9 protein-coding genes and 1 pseudogene are annotated in these 16,201 nt (G+C 65.9%); 6 read left to right on the top strand and 4 right to left on the bottom strand.

The annotated features are described in order from the left end of the window. Positions 1-606 precede the first annotated feature (606 nt). A complete protein-coding gene (locus RB614_RS31430; RefSeq protein WP_308716309.1) occupies positions 607-966 on the bottom strand; it encodes a darcynin family protein in 360 nt (119 codons plus the stop codon). Between the two features lie 184 nt (positions 967-1,150). Next, positions 1,151-1,876: a siderophore-interacting protein gene (locus tag RB614_RS31425; RefSeq protein WP_308716308.1), complete on the bottom strand. Its 726-nt coding sequence runs from the start codon at positions 1,874-1,876 to the stop codon at positions 1,151-1,153. Positions 1,877-1,900: 24 nt separating this feature from the next. Between RB614_RS31425 and RB614_RS31420 the strand changes: the two genes are divergently transcribed. From RB614_RS31420 to tnpC, 5 genes are all read left to right on the top strand, one after another. Continuing rightward, entirely contained in the window at positions 1,901-2,686 is a 786-nt protein-coding gene (locus RB614_RS31420) for a helix-turn-helix transcriptional regulator (RefSeq protein WP_308716307.1), read from the top strand. A gap of 579 nt (positions 2,687-3,265) precedes the next feature. Beyond that, a complete protein-coding gene (locus tag RB614_RS31415) occupies positions 3,266-7,366 on the top strand; it encodes a P-loop domain-containing protein (protein WP_308716306.1) in 4,101 nt (1,366 codons plus the stop codon). A gap of 826 nt (positions 7,367-8,192) precedes the next feature. Next, positions 8,193-8,774, top strand: coding sequence for a hypothetical protein (locus tag RB614_RS31410; protein ID WP_308716305.1), 582 nt, complete (start codon positions 8,193-8,195; stop codon positions 8,772-8,774). A 14-nt stretch (positions 8,775-8,788) separates the two neighbouring features. Further along, positions 8,789-9,625 carry a transporter substrate-binding domain-containing protein gene (locus RB614_RS31405; RefSeq protein WP_308716304.1) on the top strand — a complete coding sequence of 279 codons (837 nt, stop codon included), beginning with the start codon at positions 8,789-8,791 and terminating at the stop codon, positions 9,623-9,625. 619 nt (positions 9,626-10,244) lie between these two features. Next, a complete protein-coding gene (tnpC, locus tag RB614_RS31400) occupies positions 10,245-11,567 on the top strand; it encodes an IS66 family transposase (protein WP_308716303.1) in 1,323 nt (440 codons plus the stop codon). Positions 11,568-12,477: 910 nt separating this feature from the next. Here tnpC and RB614_RS31395 read toward each other — a convergent pair. Next, positions 12,478-13,431 (bottom strand): toll/interleukin-1 receptor domain-containing protein, encoded by a 954-nt coding sequence (locus tag RB614_RS31395; protein ID WP_308716302.1) that lies wholly within the window; start codon positions 13,429-13,431, stop codon positions 12,478-12,480. 352 nt (positions 13,432-13,783) lie between these two features. Beyond that, positions 13,784-15,253, bottom strand: coding sequence for a hypothetical protein (locus RB614_RS31390; RefSeq protein ID WP_308716301.1), 1,470 nt, complete (start codon positions 15,251-15,253; stop codon positions 13,784-13,786). A 629-nt stretch (positions 15,254-15,882) separates the two neighbouring features. Between RB614_RS31390 and RB614_RS31385 the strand changes: the two are divergent. Next, positions 15,883-16,092, top strand: a pseudogene (locus tag RB614_RS31385) (biotin/lipoyl-containing protein); the annotation flags it as partial. Positions 16,093-16,201 lie beyond the last annotated feature (109 nt).

Below are 16,201 nucleotides of genomic sequence, written 5' to 3'. Positions count from 1 at the left end.
CCAATCAGCGGCATGGTTTCGAGTGGGATGCGCTACTCAGACCCCGCTAAGTATCTGCTTCATCCCAGCCTCCGACCCTGCTGACCAGTACATCTACAGAGCAGAGTGGCACGGGACACAGGCAACCCTAACGCGATCTACGGCCGGCCAGCGCGCGGGGCATGCCGTCCGCGAGGTGACGGCCGCCTACGAGCGGCGTGGCATTGTCACCCTCGGTAACGATCGGATCGCGGCAGATCCGGACGTCGGGTAGTGGCCCGACTGCGTTCCTGGATCAGTATTGCAACGGCAGTAAGCAGACACTACGTATCGATGATCGGCTCATTGGGTCGGGTCGTAGTCGATGTTGATGTGACTGACTGGTCGGCGGAGCTGGACCGCCTTCATGCCCGGGCCCCTGATCTCCGCGGCTGACGATTTAACCGGGCCCGGCGCCGGACTTCGGGACGATCGGTGGTCTACACACGACGGAGACTTGACGGCGACAGCCTGCCGTCCACGGACAGGCCACAGATCTCTTGCTGGAGTACCACCCGGCCGGCGTCGCATCGCGGTCCGCCCGAAGTCGCCTACCACGCGCGGCGGTAGGCGACAGCCAGGCGCTGCTCAGGCGTTGACGATTGCTGGAATGTCGGCGCCGTAGTGCTTGGCGTAGCCGTTCTCGACGCCCACCAGGATTTCGACGATCTCGAAGTAGTGGTCCCAGAACGGCGTCTCGCGTAACGCCTCGATGACCAATTGGAAAGCCTCGTGGTCGCGTGCCTCCCAGACCCAGATGTCGGTCACGCGGGCCGTGTAGAACTCGGTGTCATAGTAGCGCCAACGTACGTCCTTGGCCTTGTCCTTGATGGCGGGCAGAACGCTTTCCTGGAAGGCGGCGACGCGCTCCGGTACGGACAGGTCCAACCAGGCGCGATTGGTCTTGAGGAGGATGAACGCTGTTACGGCGGGCTCAAAGTCGGACATGGGAGATCTCCTCGCAGGGTGCTGGTTGGTGGTCGCGATGCGGTGCCGTAGGCCCCGCTCAGGATGTCCTCGACCGGGCTGAGGCCGGTCGGATTCCAGTCGGGAGGCTCGCGCGTGCGGGGTCCCGAGGCCGCTGCGACTATGACGAACGCCGAGGCTACGCACGCTGGCTGCCGTCGCAGCATTAGTCGAGGCCCTTGCGGCCGGGTGTCCAGAACGGTTTGGTGAGCACCGAGCGGCGGGGCCAGCGGCGCTCGGCGATCAGGTGGGTGCGGATGGCGGCGATGGTCTTGGCCTCCCCGGCGAGGTACGCCACGCCGGGCGCGGACGGGAGGGGCAGCGCGCGGACCGCTTCGAGCAGGCCGGCCGACTCCGCCGCCGGGGCGTCACCGCGGTAGGTCCAGGTGAGCTCGTCGGCGCGGGGAAAGTCGAGGCGCTCGTCCGGGGTGGACACCTCGACGACTCCGTGCACGCCCGCGCTAGGCTCTGTCGCGCCGAGGATCGCGGCGAAAGCGACCTGTGCGGTCTCCTCGCCGACGACGAGGTGGTAAGGCGCGTCCGGCTGGACCACGAAGCGGCCGGAAGGACCCATGAACGTCACGGGATCGCCCGGGGCGACGGTTCGGCTCCAGTCCAGGCCGGGGGTGCTGTCGTCGCTCGGTTGGTAGATCCACAGGTCGAGCCACTGCTTGCGGATGTTGATGCCGGCGACCGTGTAGGTGCGTAGCACCATGCGGTCCTCGCGGACCTTCACCCGGATGTGCTGGCCCGGCCTGACCTCCGTGATCTCCGAGCCGCCGAGCCGTACTCGCAGGATCCTCGGCCGAAGCCGCTCGACCTCGGTCGCGGTGACATGGCGCAGCATCAGAATCCGGTCGGCGATCCCTCTCTTCGGGGACTCAGTGATCATGGGTTCGACGCTAGAGTGGCCCGTATGCGCATAGGAGACATCCAGTACCCCGCACCGGCCAGATCGCCGATCCTCGCGATCGAGCGCGGATCGTCGTACGAGAACGGGCGACCGGACATCCGCGAGACCCACACCCACGCCGGGCCGGAGTTCCTGTGGACGACCACCGCGACGGTGACGGTGACAACGGAGTCCCGCGACTGGCTGCTGCCGCCCGGATACGGGATCTGGATCCCCGCCCACGTCCCGCACGCGGGCGCCGTCCGGCATCCCGGGCAGGGCGGTCTCATGGCCATGGACCCCGGGCAGTGCCCCATCGCCTGGACGTCGGTCACGGGGGTGCGGGTCAGCCCGCTGCTGCGCGAGTTGCTGGCGTACGTGCTCGACGCGGACCCGGCCGATCCGGCCCGGCCGGCGGCCGAGTCGCTGATGGTCCGCCTGATCGCCCCGTGTCCGGCCCACGACATCGCGATCGCGATGCCGGCCGACCAGCGGCTGCGGATGATCGCCGAGCAGCTCCTGACCGACCCGTCCGACCAGCGGGAACTGGCGGACTGGGCCGACTTCGCACACGCCAGCGTGCGGACGCTGACGCGGCTGTTCCGTGCGGAGACGGGGCTGAGCTTCGCCGAGTGGCGCACCCGGGTGCGGATCCGCGCGGCGATCCAGAAGCTCTCGACGGGCACGCCGGTCGGGGTGACGGCCCGGCAAGTCGGCTATCGAAAGACGAGCGCGTTCATCGCGGTCTTCCAGCGGGCGACCGGCCAGACGCCGGGTACCTACCTCACCACCGAGCCCGAACTCGGGTGAAGCGAGACGCTGCAGAACTCTTCTCCGCATGAGCGGTGCGTCGGGGCCTGCGCCAACCTGTCACACCGCGTGCTGGATCTCCGGCGGTCGCCGCGCACGGTCGGCGGCATGTGCGGAAACGTGATCAAGGGGTTGACTTGGTGCTGCGCCGGTCCTCGCGGCGCCGTCGTGGTCGGCGGTCACGCCGATTGTGCAGGACGACGGTGAGCAGAGTGATGGTCGCGGCAGTGAGACTCAGCAGATCGCCCGCGACCGAAGCCCAGTCGTTCATGGTTGCCCTTTCCAATGCTGGTGGCATGACGCCAGCATCGGCTCGAGTCCGGTCAGACGACGTGCGCCGCAGTGCCCCGGTACGCCGCTCGCCTGTGACCTGGTTCTGCCAGTCGCGACAGCGCACACTGGCAGCACAGTCAGCGCACAGGTTGCGGAGATCGGCGGAGCCGGATGGGCAGGGGACGGGGCGAGGCAATCGACCGCTCACGTTGGCCGCCGTCCGGTCCCCATCGAGCCTGGCTGGAGTTCTGTGACCGACTGCACCAGGACAACGGCCGAGCGAGTCGACGCGCGCTGGCCGGGGCGATGGGGCTGACGTCCGCGACGAGGGTCAACGAGATATTGCGCGGTCGTGGTTGGCCCGCTGACGACGATCAGGCCCGGGCTCTGCTCGATGCGCTCGGTGCGGTGGGCTCGGAGGTCGACCAAGGCATGCGGCTGTTCGGGGCCGCGCAGCGTAACCGACCGGCACAGGTACGGTCCAGCACGGACTCGGTGTGGTGGCGACATTCCGGATACATCGACCAGCTGCGCGACATGGCGCCGCACGACCTGCTCGACCGCCGCGCTGAGTGCGACGAACTCGCCGAATGGTGCCGTGGTGACGAGAGGTACGTGTGGTGGCAGGCACCGCCCAGCGCTGGCAAGTCGGCGCTCATGGCTTGGTTCGTCCTACATCCACCGCCTGGAATGTGGGTGGTGTCGTTCTTCGTCACCTCCCGCTTGTCCGGCCAGGACGACAGCTCGGCTTACACCACTGAGCTCATCGAGCAACTGGCCGCGATAACGGGCGAGGAGATCCCTGCCGCGCCCCTCGATCGAGCCCGTGATCGTGCGGCCCTGCTTCGCAGGGCGACCGAGATGGCCGTCGCGGCCGGTCGCCGGCTGGTGCTGGTCCTCGATGGGCTGGACGAGGACTGCGGGACTAGGCTCGGATCGCGGATGCCCAGCATCGCGTCCTGCCTGCCCAAGCGGCCGCCGGACGGATTGCGCGTCATCGTGGCGGGTCGCTCCGATCCGCCAATCCCGGCTGATGTCGATGACGAACATCCGCTGCGCCGATGCAGAGTGCGTCACCTGGAGCCGTCGCCGTATGCGCGACGAGTGGCGGAACTGGCGCAGTGCGAACTCGACGATGTGCTCGGAGGCGAGCCAGAGCGGCACGGCGGGCTCGGCCGAGACGTGATCGGACTGGTCGCAGCCAGCGGCGGTGGTCTGGACCGCCAGGATCTGGAGGAACTCACCGGGCGGGCCACCTACGAGGTGGACGGCCTGCTACGCAGCGTGTTTGGGCGGACGGTAGCCGGACGGGCAGACCCGAGCAGCAACCGATCGATCCTCCTGTTCACCCACGAGACGCTCCGGGCCGAAGCGCTGAGCCGACTCGGCCCGGTGGCTCTGGACCGCTACCAGCAGAAGATCCACGCCTGGGCGGACAGCTACCGTTTGAGGGGCTGGCCGGCCGAGACGCCACACTATCTGCTACGCAGGTATTTCCGGATGCTGCGAGCGGCCGGCGATCTGCCGCGGATGACGGCGTTGGCCACCGACTTCGTACGCCATGACCGGATGCTTGACATCACCTACGGCGATCACGAAGCGCTGACCGAGATCAAGATGGTGCAGGACGTGATAGTGGGCCAACCCCGTCCGGATCTTGCAGTGCTGGGCAGGGTCGCCGTCCACCATGCTTCGCTCGCGGGCCGCAACGCGCACGTGCCGACAGGGTTGCCGTCGGTATGGGTGAAGTTGGGCTCCTTGCAGCGTGCCGCCTCACTGGCCCGATCGATTACAGATCCCGACCGGCAGGCTTGGGCACTGTCGCAGATCGCGGAAACGTTGGTCGAGGCAGGCGATACCGCGGACGCCGAGAGCACAGCCGCAGAAATAGCGCTGCCGCAGGTCCGCGCGTGGACGCTGTGCCGTATCGCGACGATGACACCAAACCGCGCCGCCGAGTTGGTACAGCAAGCGCGATCAACGATCAAAACCGACATGTCCGCACCGGCTCCGGCATGGCTGCAGTCCGGGATGGTGAAAGCGCTCATCTCGGCGCGGGATCTGCCAAGCGCCCGCTTCACCGCTGACTCAATCAACGACGAAGGTGTCAGGCGAGCGGCGATCACCCGCATCGCCGTGGCCGCGTTCTCGGCGAGCGATGTGCACGGTTGCGAGGCCCACCTTGACGCGATCGAGAGTGGTTGGAAGCGGACCTGGGCGCGAGCGACCGTGGCGGCGTCGGCGGCTGCTACCGGCGACGCTGACCTCGCCGACGCCCTCATCGCAGGCATCGAGGACGAGCGGTCACGAGAATGGGCGACTGCCAGAGTCGCGATCGCCTTGGTCGGTGCCAACCAAGAGCAGGGTGCCGTATCGCTGGCCCAGACGATCACTGATCCGATCACGGCGGCCTGGGCGTACGCAGGTATCGCCCGCGCCATCGGCGGCCAGCGGGCCGCTGACCTCGCCGATCGCGCATGTTCACTCGTGCTCGACGCTCACATCCATCCGGGACGGGTAGGCGTAGTGATCGAGATCGCGGACCAGCTCGCCGCGGTCGATGTGGACAGGGCTTCCGCCGTGGCGACATCTGTTGAGAAGACCGGATACCTCCACATGCATTCCGACTTCGAGTCGGAGAACATCGTGCGGCTCGCCGAGGTGTACGCGGCAACCGGCCAACTGCCTCGTGCCGAACGGATGATCAGAACCGACGCCGACCCTGTAAGAACGCCGAGGTGGCGATCTTCGAACCACCGATCCGAGTTCGAACACCGCCTCGAGCTGCAGATCGAGGCATTCGCACGTATCGCCCGGCGGGCCGCCTCCGCAGGCAACCACGACGGCGCCGTTTCGGTGGCCTCGGCAGCCCCACGTGCCAACGTGCGAGTACTCGCCGCCGTCGCCGACGAGCTAGCGCCCGACAGCCCAGTCCTGGCCACCGAGATCGCCCTCCGCGCGGAGAGAACGGCGCGAACCATCGAGAATATCCAGCACCGCGACGGTGCGCGCGAACGCCTCGCACTGACCTTGGCGCGGGTGGACCCCGGCATAGCCCAGACTGTCGCCGAGGCGATTCCCGATCCGGCCCAGCGGCAACAGGCTCTGGCGAATCTGGCGAGGAATCTGGCGTTCACCGGCAGTGCCGACATTGCCGAGCGTGTTGCTCGAGCTTTCCCCGAGGGGCCCCGCCGTGTGGTGGATCTGGCCAGCATCGCGTCGCTGCTCGCCGATCGGGCCGATCCCGCCAGCGTGTCGAACTTTATCCGCTTCGTCGAAGGTCTGGCATCCTCGGTGACTGACTTGCGGGAACGCTCCGAGGTTCTGGCAGACCTCGCACGGGCGCTCGCTCGCGATCAGCCGGATCGTGCGCTCGAGATGGCAAGAGCCGCCGGTCGGTTTGCCGGAGCCGGCCGCGACGCAGTGCTGGACGTCGCCACTGTCATAGCCCGGGTCGATGCGTCTCGCGCCATGGAAATCGTCCGGGAGCTTCCAGGTAAGCGTGTGGGATTTGAGGCCAGGTGGATTTCCGTAGCTATGGTCAGAGGCGGGTTTCTGAACGAGGCCGAATTGTTTGCCAAGGGTCTCGCAGATGACGTGGTACGCAATTCGACCATCACCGAACTGGCCGTTCTCCTGATCGAGCTGGGTCATCTCGATCGGGCCGAAGGGCTAGCAGCGTCCCTCGACGAGACACCTGAACAAGTGATAGTTGCCCTCGTCAAGAAATGCGCGGCGCAGGGGGACCTCGTCACAGCCCAAGCGCATGCCGAACGAATTCACGGCCCGTCGTACATCACGACCGCTCTCAAGGCATTGATTGAAGCGGCCGCCAGCACCGGAGACGAGAAGCTATGCCGACATCTGATCCGGCAGACGGAAACGGTGCTGCACGACCACGCACCGGCATCGGATCGAGTCAGCGAGTTGGCCGCCCTCGCCCACATCGCCGCCTTCGATCAGGCGCTCGCCGTCGGCTTGGTCAAAACTGCCGAGACCACCGCCAACCACATTTCGATGCCCGCGGCTCAAGCGTTCGCCATACGGTCGATTGCGCGGATCCACCTCAAGCTGGGCGACCCAGCCAGCGCCGAGAAGGCTATTGACATGATCGCCGCACCCGATCTCCAGGCTCAAGCGTTGGCCGGAATAGCAGCCGAGGCTCCTACGAACCTGTGTCGCGGCATGCTCGCACGTGCCCTTGCCCTCGGGCACTGGGAGATGTCGATCAACGAGCTAGAGCGAGAGGATTCGGCCGCGCTTCTCGCCGTCGCCGAAGAAGCCATACGGATGGTAGCCGCTGGCCAAGCCTTGCATGGCAGTAAGGACATAGACCGCTGGTTCAGCATCCCAGAGCGAGACTCTTGGCGGCCGGGCCCCGTTTCCTACGTTCGCCTCAGGCCGTAAGAGCTGCCGCGCAACGCCGGAGTCGCCCAAGGGAGACGTACCGGACGAGCACCCGCCAAACTCTACACCTTCCCGGTGCTCGCGTCCCCTGTCAAATTCAGACAGACAGCCCTTACCAGCCCAGATCACATGCACGCACATGGGGCAAATCCGTGCGTTGGGGCGACGTGGCCGTGTTTGCGGTGGCCGGTCACGTCGCTGACTGCTCAACCTACCGCTGTCCGAAGGACCGGGCGGACGCCGGCCGCATGCTGGGCGTGTCCCGCCGCCCGCCGGCCGGCGCGGTCAAGACTCGGGTTGCCTGGGCCGGCCATCGCGGGTTTGTGGTCAGCCGGTGGGTGACCCGAAGCGCCTGTGCTCTTCACTGCTGCCGACAGGCCGCCGCTGGTTGGTCGGTGGCTGGTGATGTTGACCGAGGCTGGCAAGTCACCTTTCGTAGAGGAGTCCTTGGGACATCGTCCTGCTTGACTGGTGTGCTTGAATGGCGGCCATGGAAACGCCGACTCGTCAAAACCGGCGGACGACGCTACCTGGGATTTTGACTGGGCTTGCTGGTGTCATTACGACCGTGGTGGCCTTGATCGGCACACTTCAGTTGATGGGAGTTACCGACTGATGACGACCTGTTATCAGCCGGCGCTGGCCAGAACAGCAGCCGGCCCCGACGCCGATGAGGATCAATTGAGCGACAGGTACCAATAGCGTCACGGTCTTGCTTCTTTGCCACTGATGAAGGATGACAATGGCTCGGCTCTCAGGCAGCCCAGGCTCCACGCTCGCGCAGCACGCGTACTGGATGGTGCCCCTGGCAGTCCCAACGATTGCCTTGACCATCGTGCTGCTGGCGCTCGGGGAATGGGGCGCGAATCTGGCACAGGTGATCGCGCTGCCGTTCGCCATTTACGGGACGGCCAGCGCAATCTTCGCACGAAGGGAACCGGCGGCACACCATGCGCCGGTAGGCCAGCGAAAGAAGGTCGTCGTTGGCGCTGTCACGCTGCTGGTTGGTGCGGTGCTGCCCGGGCTGGGCTGGTTGTGGTACGACCGGTACACCGACGTAAACGTACATGTGGGTGAGGCGTTTCAGCTCAGCGAGCAGGCGCCGGCCACCGTTGAACCTAGGCTGTCGAGATCGGGATGGCGTGGCGAGTTGACCTTCACGCCCACGCTGACCGCGGTCGGCTCCCTAGGCGACTGCGTCCTTCCCGCGCGGCTGATGATCACACCCGTTGTCGATGGCCAGCACCTCGCGGTCAAGGAGGCACGGCACGGTACCGAGGCCGCAATCGCGATACCCGAGGGCGCGGACACGGTGAAACTGCAAATCACCCTCGTTGTGCCACCCAACCAGGGGTGCATCCTCACTGTGACCCTCGCTCGGATCGTCCTACACCGTATGCCGTGGTAACCCTGGAGAAACGCATGACCACAGTAGGTTTCAGGCGGTGGGTCAGCGTGCTTCTTGGCACGTCTGCCTTGCTCATAGCGGGTTGCGGCCGAAGTTCCGATGAGGCGGACCCGGCTGAGTATCTGTCCGGCATCGTAAGCATCGGCGTCAACACCGACCTGCCCGGTTGGAGCGCGTATACGAACGGTATCTGGGACGGCTTTGACATCGCTTTGGGCAACTGGCTCGGGCGCGAGATCGGCTTCACGCCGCAATACGTGTCCCTAAAGACCGACGAGCGCATGACCCGCCTGACCGAACGGAGCGATATCAAGCTGGTAATCGCCAACTTCTCGATCACAGACGAGCGGCGAAAATCCATTGACTTCGTCGGCCCTTACTTGACCGACTCGCAGGGCGTCATGACGCTCGTAGGCAGTCCGATCAACGCGCGCAAGGACATCGAGAACAAGACGATCTGTGTCACACACGGGTCCACCAATCAGCAGCGCTTGTTCGATATGAAAATTGAGCCGTCGCCGGAGAACACCCTCCAACGCTGTGTCGACCGCCTCCGCAACCACGAAGGGGTAGACGCGATCTCATCGGACAGGGTTATTCTTGACGGCTTTGTCGCCCACGACCAAAAGCATGATCTTCGAGTAGTTCCTAATATCCGGGTTGGGAGCGAGCGGTACGGAATCGGCATACGAAACAACAGCCCGAAACTGTGCGAGTTTCTTCGCGAGAAGCTCGCTAAGTTCATCGACGAAGAATGGGACCATATATTCCGGGACAAGCTGCCCAATGCGTCACCGGAAGACCGCAAGCCCAACTCCTTGGACCTCAACCCATGCGAGAATCCCGCGTGATGGGTCGCTAAAGATCATTTGCTCCGAGCTTCGTAATTCTGTTGACGTTGTCTTCGGGGTGTTGATCCTCATGTAGCGGACGGTGCATCTCACCGCGCTCGATGCGTAACCAGGTGGTGTGCGAGACCCCGGCTCGGCTGGCCGCGTGGCGAACGAGTCGTCTGGACGCTATGGGGCGCCCCGATGGTGAGGACGCCCCATAGCGTGATGTGCGGCCCAAGCCGTTCAGGCCGCACGCTTGCCCGGTCGCCGCGTTGGCCACTTCACATTGCGGTGCAGCAACGCACTCAACGTTTCGCGTTGCTTGTCTGTCAACGGTGGCCATTGCTCGACGTTGGCGGTCACATGGGCCATCAGCTTCGTCGCGCAGGATCGCCCGCAGCGCCGCCACGGGCGGGCTGTCGCCGTCCCGCGGGGTGGCCATCGCGGCGAGCCGGGCACGCATGGGCGCCCGGTCCGCCGCCGACACCCCGCCGAGGTGACTGTTCAGGTCGCCTGAGTCGTGGTGTCGACCTCTGATCCGGGGCCGTGGTGTCCACTATGGGATGATCTTGGTGTGGTGCCTGGCCGGGGCGGTGAGGGTCCGTCGTATGACGAGCTTGCCGTTCTGGTTGTCGGGTTGACGGCACGGCTGGACGAGTTGACCGCACGGGTCGCTGGCCTTGAATCGGACAACGCTCGGCTGGTCGCGGAGAATATCGAGCTGCGGCGGGAGAACGCGGTCCTGCAAGCGGAGAACGCCGAGTTGCGGCGCCGGTCGGGGCTGAACTCGACGAACTCCAGCAAACCGCCGTCGTCGGACGGGCTGGACAAGCCGCCGCCGGCCTCGATGCGTGGCCGTAGGGGCCGCGAGCCGGGTAAGCAGCCGGGCGGTACGGGTACGGCGTTGTCGCAGGTACGGGTCCCGGATGAGCAGGTCGATCATTACCCGGCCGCGTGCGGCGACTGCGGTGACGGCCTCGATCCCGTAGCCGGACCGGCCGGTGATCCGGTCGTGCGGCAGGTGTTCGACATCCCCGAGGTGCGGGTGCGGGTCACCGCGCATCTGCTGCATGTACTGGCCTGTGCCGGTTGCGGTAGCCGGACCCGTGCGGCGGCCCCGCACGGGGTGACCGGGCCGGCGGTGTACGGGCCGATGGTCACGATGCTGGCCGCGTACCTGGCTGCGCAGCACCACATCCCGGTCGCCCGGATCACCGAGATCCTCGCCGACCTGGCCGGCATCGAGGTCTCGGTCGGGTGGGTGACGACCGCGTGTGCCCGGATGGCCGCGGCTGTCGGACCCGCGAACGAGGCGATCAAGGACGCGATCGCCGCCGCGCCGGTGGCGCATTTCGACGAGACGGTGACCCGGGTCGCCGGGCGAAACCACTGGCCGCACGCCGCCGCGACCGGCCGGCTGACCGCCTATCACATCGACAAACACGGCCGCGCTGCCGCGTCGATGACCGCATTCGGGATCCTGCCCCGCTTCACCGGCATAGCGGTGCACGACGCGTACAGCGGCTACGACGGCTTCACCGGCTGCACCCACGCGCTGTGCAACGCGCACATCCTGCGCGAGGCGACCGGGATCAGCGAGTCCCCGCAGCGCCGCAAAGGCGGCGATGTTGCCGCTGCCGATCACGTCCTTCCTGACGGCCGCCCAGTACAAGAGTCGGAACCCGGGACGTTCCGTTCGGTAGCGGATGGCAGCCTCGGCCGCTGTGAGGTGATAAGCGCGGAGGACGCGCGCATCGAGGATCGGAAACAGGTGCGGTCGCTTAAGGTGCAGAACCTTCGATACCTTTTGCGAAACGGATGCCAGGGGCCAAAAGCCGGCCGAAGACGGCGAGTGCCTGATCGTAGAGACCACCATGCACGGCTGGATCGGCGTCGCGAAGGTGTGCGGTCGCCGGGATCGCCGCGAGAAGGTCGGCCGCCTCATGACAGGCGAGGATGAGACGTTCGCTCTCCGCCCAGCTGATTCGGGATCCGATCACACGAGTGCGGACGACGTCCTCGACCGTGATGCGGTCCGGATCGTCAGATGAACCAAGGTCGTACCTCAGTAGCGTTTTCCGCGTATTTCTGCGCATAGCAGGCGAGTCGCTGGAATGGGTCCTTGACGAGGCGGCCAGCGACCGTGACGGCCGGTCTCTCGATGTCAAGCGTGGACAACAGGAACCCCCGGTGAGCAACGCAGGTAGGGCAACGGCTAAGCAAAGGTAGTGGATACAGCGGACTGCCTCCGCGCTCAGTCGTCGAGCCGACACTTACGGTCAGTAGCGGCCGACCACGCGGCAGATCCGGACGTTCATTTTCCCACGCCCGCGCACACCGCGGGTTTGCCGCCGGCATGGCCCAGTTGAAGAATTCCCTCCGTGGCGAACACGGAGGCACGACGACGCTGGCGAGAGCAGCAGCTTGCGGAGCAACGCAGACGGCTCCATCCGGACGTTGCCCAGGGCGACCTTGAGGGATTCGCATTGGTACGTCCGGACGGATCCCTGACGGCTGAGGTCGTCCACGTGCAATTGGATGGACAACCACCCAGCAGGTCCCGACACCCACGTGACGGTCTCGTTCGCGGACGGGTCGAACGTGGAGGTCACATTCGATATCCCAGTCGTGAAGGTCCGGGCGACCGACCTGCAGATGGTGAGCTCAGACGACGCACGTCAGGCAGCGCCGTCCGAGTGGGGAGCCGATGCCGGGCGCTGGGACGAAGCCTGAGCCGCAGCCTCAAGCCTCCGACCGGCAAGCGAGGCTACGAAGACCAAATCGCCCCGGGCATCTCGACGCACGGCCATGCGCGATCGGCGGCAGAAGAATGCACGTTGTATTTTGAAGCCGTTGTTCGTAGGAATATTTCATAGGCGTGAGAAGTCAGCCGTGCGGTCTGGTTGAATCGCGTACCGGAAGCTTAACGACGGTCGTCCGGATGGAGCGCTGTCACGGGTGTGAACCTCGTCGACGCAGACGACAGCCCAGTATCCATTAGAGTTGCGCAATACAACTGCATCACCTTGGCGAATATGCCTTGACCGGGATGAGCTGTCGTGGACGCTGGCGTCGCTTATCTGCGACGGCTCGGTGATGCCGGCGGCAAGCGCAACCAGTTGGATGTCGACTGGGTCGTTGTAAACGTACACACTTCCTTTTCCAGCATTGCTGGTTTTGAGGGTGAACGTCATGTCGCCGGATCCGAGCACGTACCGCCCGTCGTTGTTGGAGTGGTCGAAGGTAACCGATCCCCGCGCGTTTGGGCTGACGTAGCGAGCAGGATCGTTACGCAACGCAAGTTCGACCTCCGATGGTGGGTTGCTTAGGAACGGGTTCGGCCCGAGCAGGGGGACGGGGAGAATCTCTCGCCCATGCAGGTTGTGTATCAGTTCGGCGTACCGGGTCTCATAGTCCGCGTCGTCGCGAAAGTCGAGATATACCGGCTGGCCGAGAAAGATCGGGATCTTGCGATCTGGGTTGTCGCGCAAGATCGTGAGGATCCGGTCGTTAGTGAGATCATCCATCAGGTCGGCGGTCAACAATCGGCGTTCGTATGAGACGCCACCGCGACCTTCGTATGCCTTGTGGGCATACATCTCGGTAACGATGACGAGGATCCTGTCGGACGCGTCCACACCCTCCTCCGTAAATAGCGGCAGGTTGGCTCCGAGGCGAGCATTCCATCGGTCGAGGACGACGTCGATGCCGTTGCGACGAAGCCGAACGGCCAACTGCAGGACCCACGCCTTGTGCGGCTCGGAGTCCCAAGAGTAAGAGACGAAGACGCGCGGCGCAGGCGCGCTGGCAGCGGGATCACTCACGGTCTGACATTGTGCCGCATGTACCAGCGGAGGTCTACCAGACTCACAAGACTCGCCTGAAGTATGTAAGTAATATAGCCTGCGCGAGCCGCAGCTTGGCCGGTCGCCGCACAAAACCGCCCGCGTACTTCTAATGAAAGTGCTGGCTCGCCAAATGCTTGTCGATGGATTCCAATACCTGTGAATTTGTGCCAATCCTTGATCGAACGCACTGTTCTCGGCAGAGTCGCGCTGTGGCTCGGCTTGCTGATTGGCCGGCAGGGTGTGGCGCGGTGGTGGCGTCGGCGTGGATGATCGGCGGACACGCTCGTTGCGTCATGTGCGCGTCTGGGGGATGCGGACTCGCTGCTGGTCAGAGGGCGGCGAGGGTGAGTAGCCGGTCCATGTCGGCTACGGGCAGCGTCGCTGCCGCGGCCGCGGCGTGTGCCACCCGCTCGCTCGAGTCCGCGAGCAGGGTGCGACGTGCGTGCACTGGCAGGTTCGGATGCCCGGCGACCGCGCGGCGGACGGCGCTGTCGGGGTCGGCTGCCAGGCGTTCGGCCAGTTCGGCGGGCAGGTCCGGGTCCCGGGGCGACAGACAGCGCATCCACGGATCGGGGTCGGTGGCGAGCCGCCGCAAGGTCTGCGGCGGGAAAGCGAACACGTCGGCAGGACGCCAGCTCGTCTTCTTGTCCGGGCGGAACTCGCGGTCGATACGCTCGGCCGTGACAAGGTCGACCAGGTGCGGGGCACACGTGGCCATGGTCGTACGCACGCCGCTGTCCTCATCGTTAAGCAGTCGGATGACCGCCTCGTCCGGCAGCGACCGGCTGTGCGCAGCGCAGCGCCGGAAGCAGATGTACGGCGAGGACACGTACGGCAACGGATCGGCGGTGACCCAGTCCAGCCGCAGGTGGCGCAGTTCGGCGATGGCCAACTGGTCTTCGAGCTGCTGCTCCAGTGCGTCGTCGTCGAGTTCGTCGTCGAACAGGTCGGTCAGCGGCCGGTCGCCCTGCTGGATGTCGGTGTAGAGCCGGCGGCGTACCGGTTCGGGTGTGTCGCGGCGGCCGAAGACGCCCACGCGCACGCTCGCGCTGGGATCGTCGACGAGCAGGTTCCGCACCGCCGGGGGCAGCTGCGGGTGCTCAGCGACCTGGCGGCGGACCCGGTAGTCGCGGTCTGCGGCCAACTGTGAGGCCAGTTGCGGCGTCAGGACCGCATGGCGTACGACCCCCGCGCGGGTGACCGGGTCGTCGAGCAGACCTGGTACGAGATCGGGTGGCGGCACCGGGTGCGGCAGCCGCGCGTAGTAGGTCGAGCAGGCGGCAGCACGGACCTGATCGACCGGATCGGTGAGCAGGACCCGCCGGACCGCTTCTGGGGCCTGTGTCCACCACCGCGCCAGCGTGGCCCGAACTGTCGGTTCAGGGTCCCGGGCGAGCAGTGCGAGCAGGTCGGTCGGTACGTCGTCGCGTTCGGCAAGGTACTCCCGCACCCGCTGGTCCACATCGTCGACGAGCTGCTCGTACAGCTCGCGCGGTGCGTCACAGGCTCCCACGACCAAGGCGGCCCGGATGCCCGGATCGGCATGAACCGCCAGCCGCATCCGCACCGCGTGCGGCAACTGGCGGTTGAGCGCGAGCGAGTGCAACAACCAATGGTGGCCCGAGGCGAGGATCTCCTCGATCACCTCAGCGGTCAGGTCCGCTCGCTTGGCGACATGACCGAAGCCACGACGGTACCGCACCAGCCGGCGGACCAACCCGACCGGCAACGCCGGGTTCTCCGCAAGGCCATCCAACACCTTCGCCAGGTGGATCGGCGCCGGCACACCACCAACCATCCACCGACCCCTTCACCACAACCGTCTCGCCGCTGCGAGTCTCGCACGCCAGCACCCTTCCGCTGGCATCGCAAGCCGCGAAGATCACCACACAAGTGCCGATGCGGCAGGCCGGGGACCTCCCCTACCCCTGACCAAAACACCGGAATCGCGATGCGCTTCATCGCGGCAAATGAGGACGGCCTCGCCTCGCGTCTGGCCCAAGATGTCGATCGCCGGTTGGGGTGGGCCGCTGCGTCTGCCCCATACTGCGTTGCGTGCAGCTCATCGGCTCGGTATGGCGTGTCGGGTTGCCCCTTGTGGTTGTCGCGAGCACCGCCCTCGCGCTGGTGTCAGCTATTCGTGCCCGAGCAGAGCCGTCACCGATCTCGCGTCCCCACGGCTGGCTCGTCGCCCTCATCTGCCTCACGCTGGCCGGCGATGCCGCACTCGGGGATCAGCGCCCAGCATTCGAACGGCAATGGAAGGGCGCCGCCGCAGTACTTCTCGGCCTGGCCGCCACTACCGTCCTGTGGAAGCACTACCGCTCGCGACGATGTGACCCTGCTACAACCCGGCAGAAGCAGCCCACCCCCGCGGTCACACTGGCCAACACCGCACGGCACGGCGACCTCGCCGTGTTTGTCACGATGCCGGCATTCGGCGAGCACGTCGTCGAGGCCACCGTGACACGCTGGCTCAAACATGTCGGCGACACCGTCGAGGCAGGCGAACCGCTGGTCGAGGTCTCCACCGACAAGGTCGACACCGAGATACCCGCGCAAGCTTCCGGCACCCTGCTGGAGATCAAGGTCGCGGCAGGAAAGACCGCACCGGTCGGGGCGGCAATCGCAGCGATCGAGCCTTCTGCCGGCACGTCCGACGGCAGCCAGCGGAGTAACTGACCAGCCGAACAACAGCACAGCCCGAACCGGCCGGCCAGTTCCCGGTTAACAGCTCGTAGCGCGC

The organism is Phytohabitans maris (assembly GCF_031085175.1).
Taxonomy (GTDB): domain Bacteria; phylum Actinomycetota; class Actinomycetes; order Mycobacteriales; family Micromonosporaceae; genus Phytohabitans; species Phytohabitans maris.
This window is presented reverse-complemented; position numbering and strand designations above follow the sequence as displayed.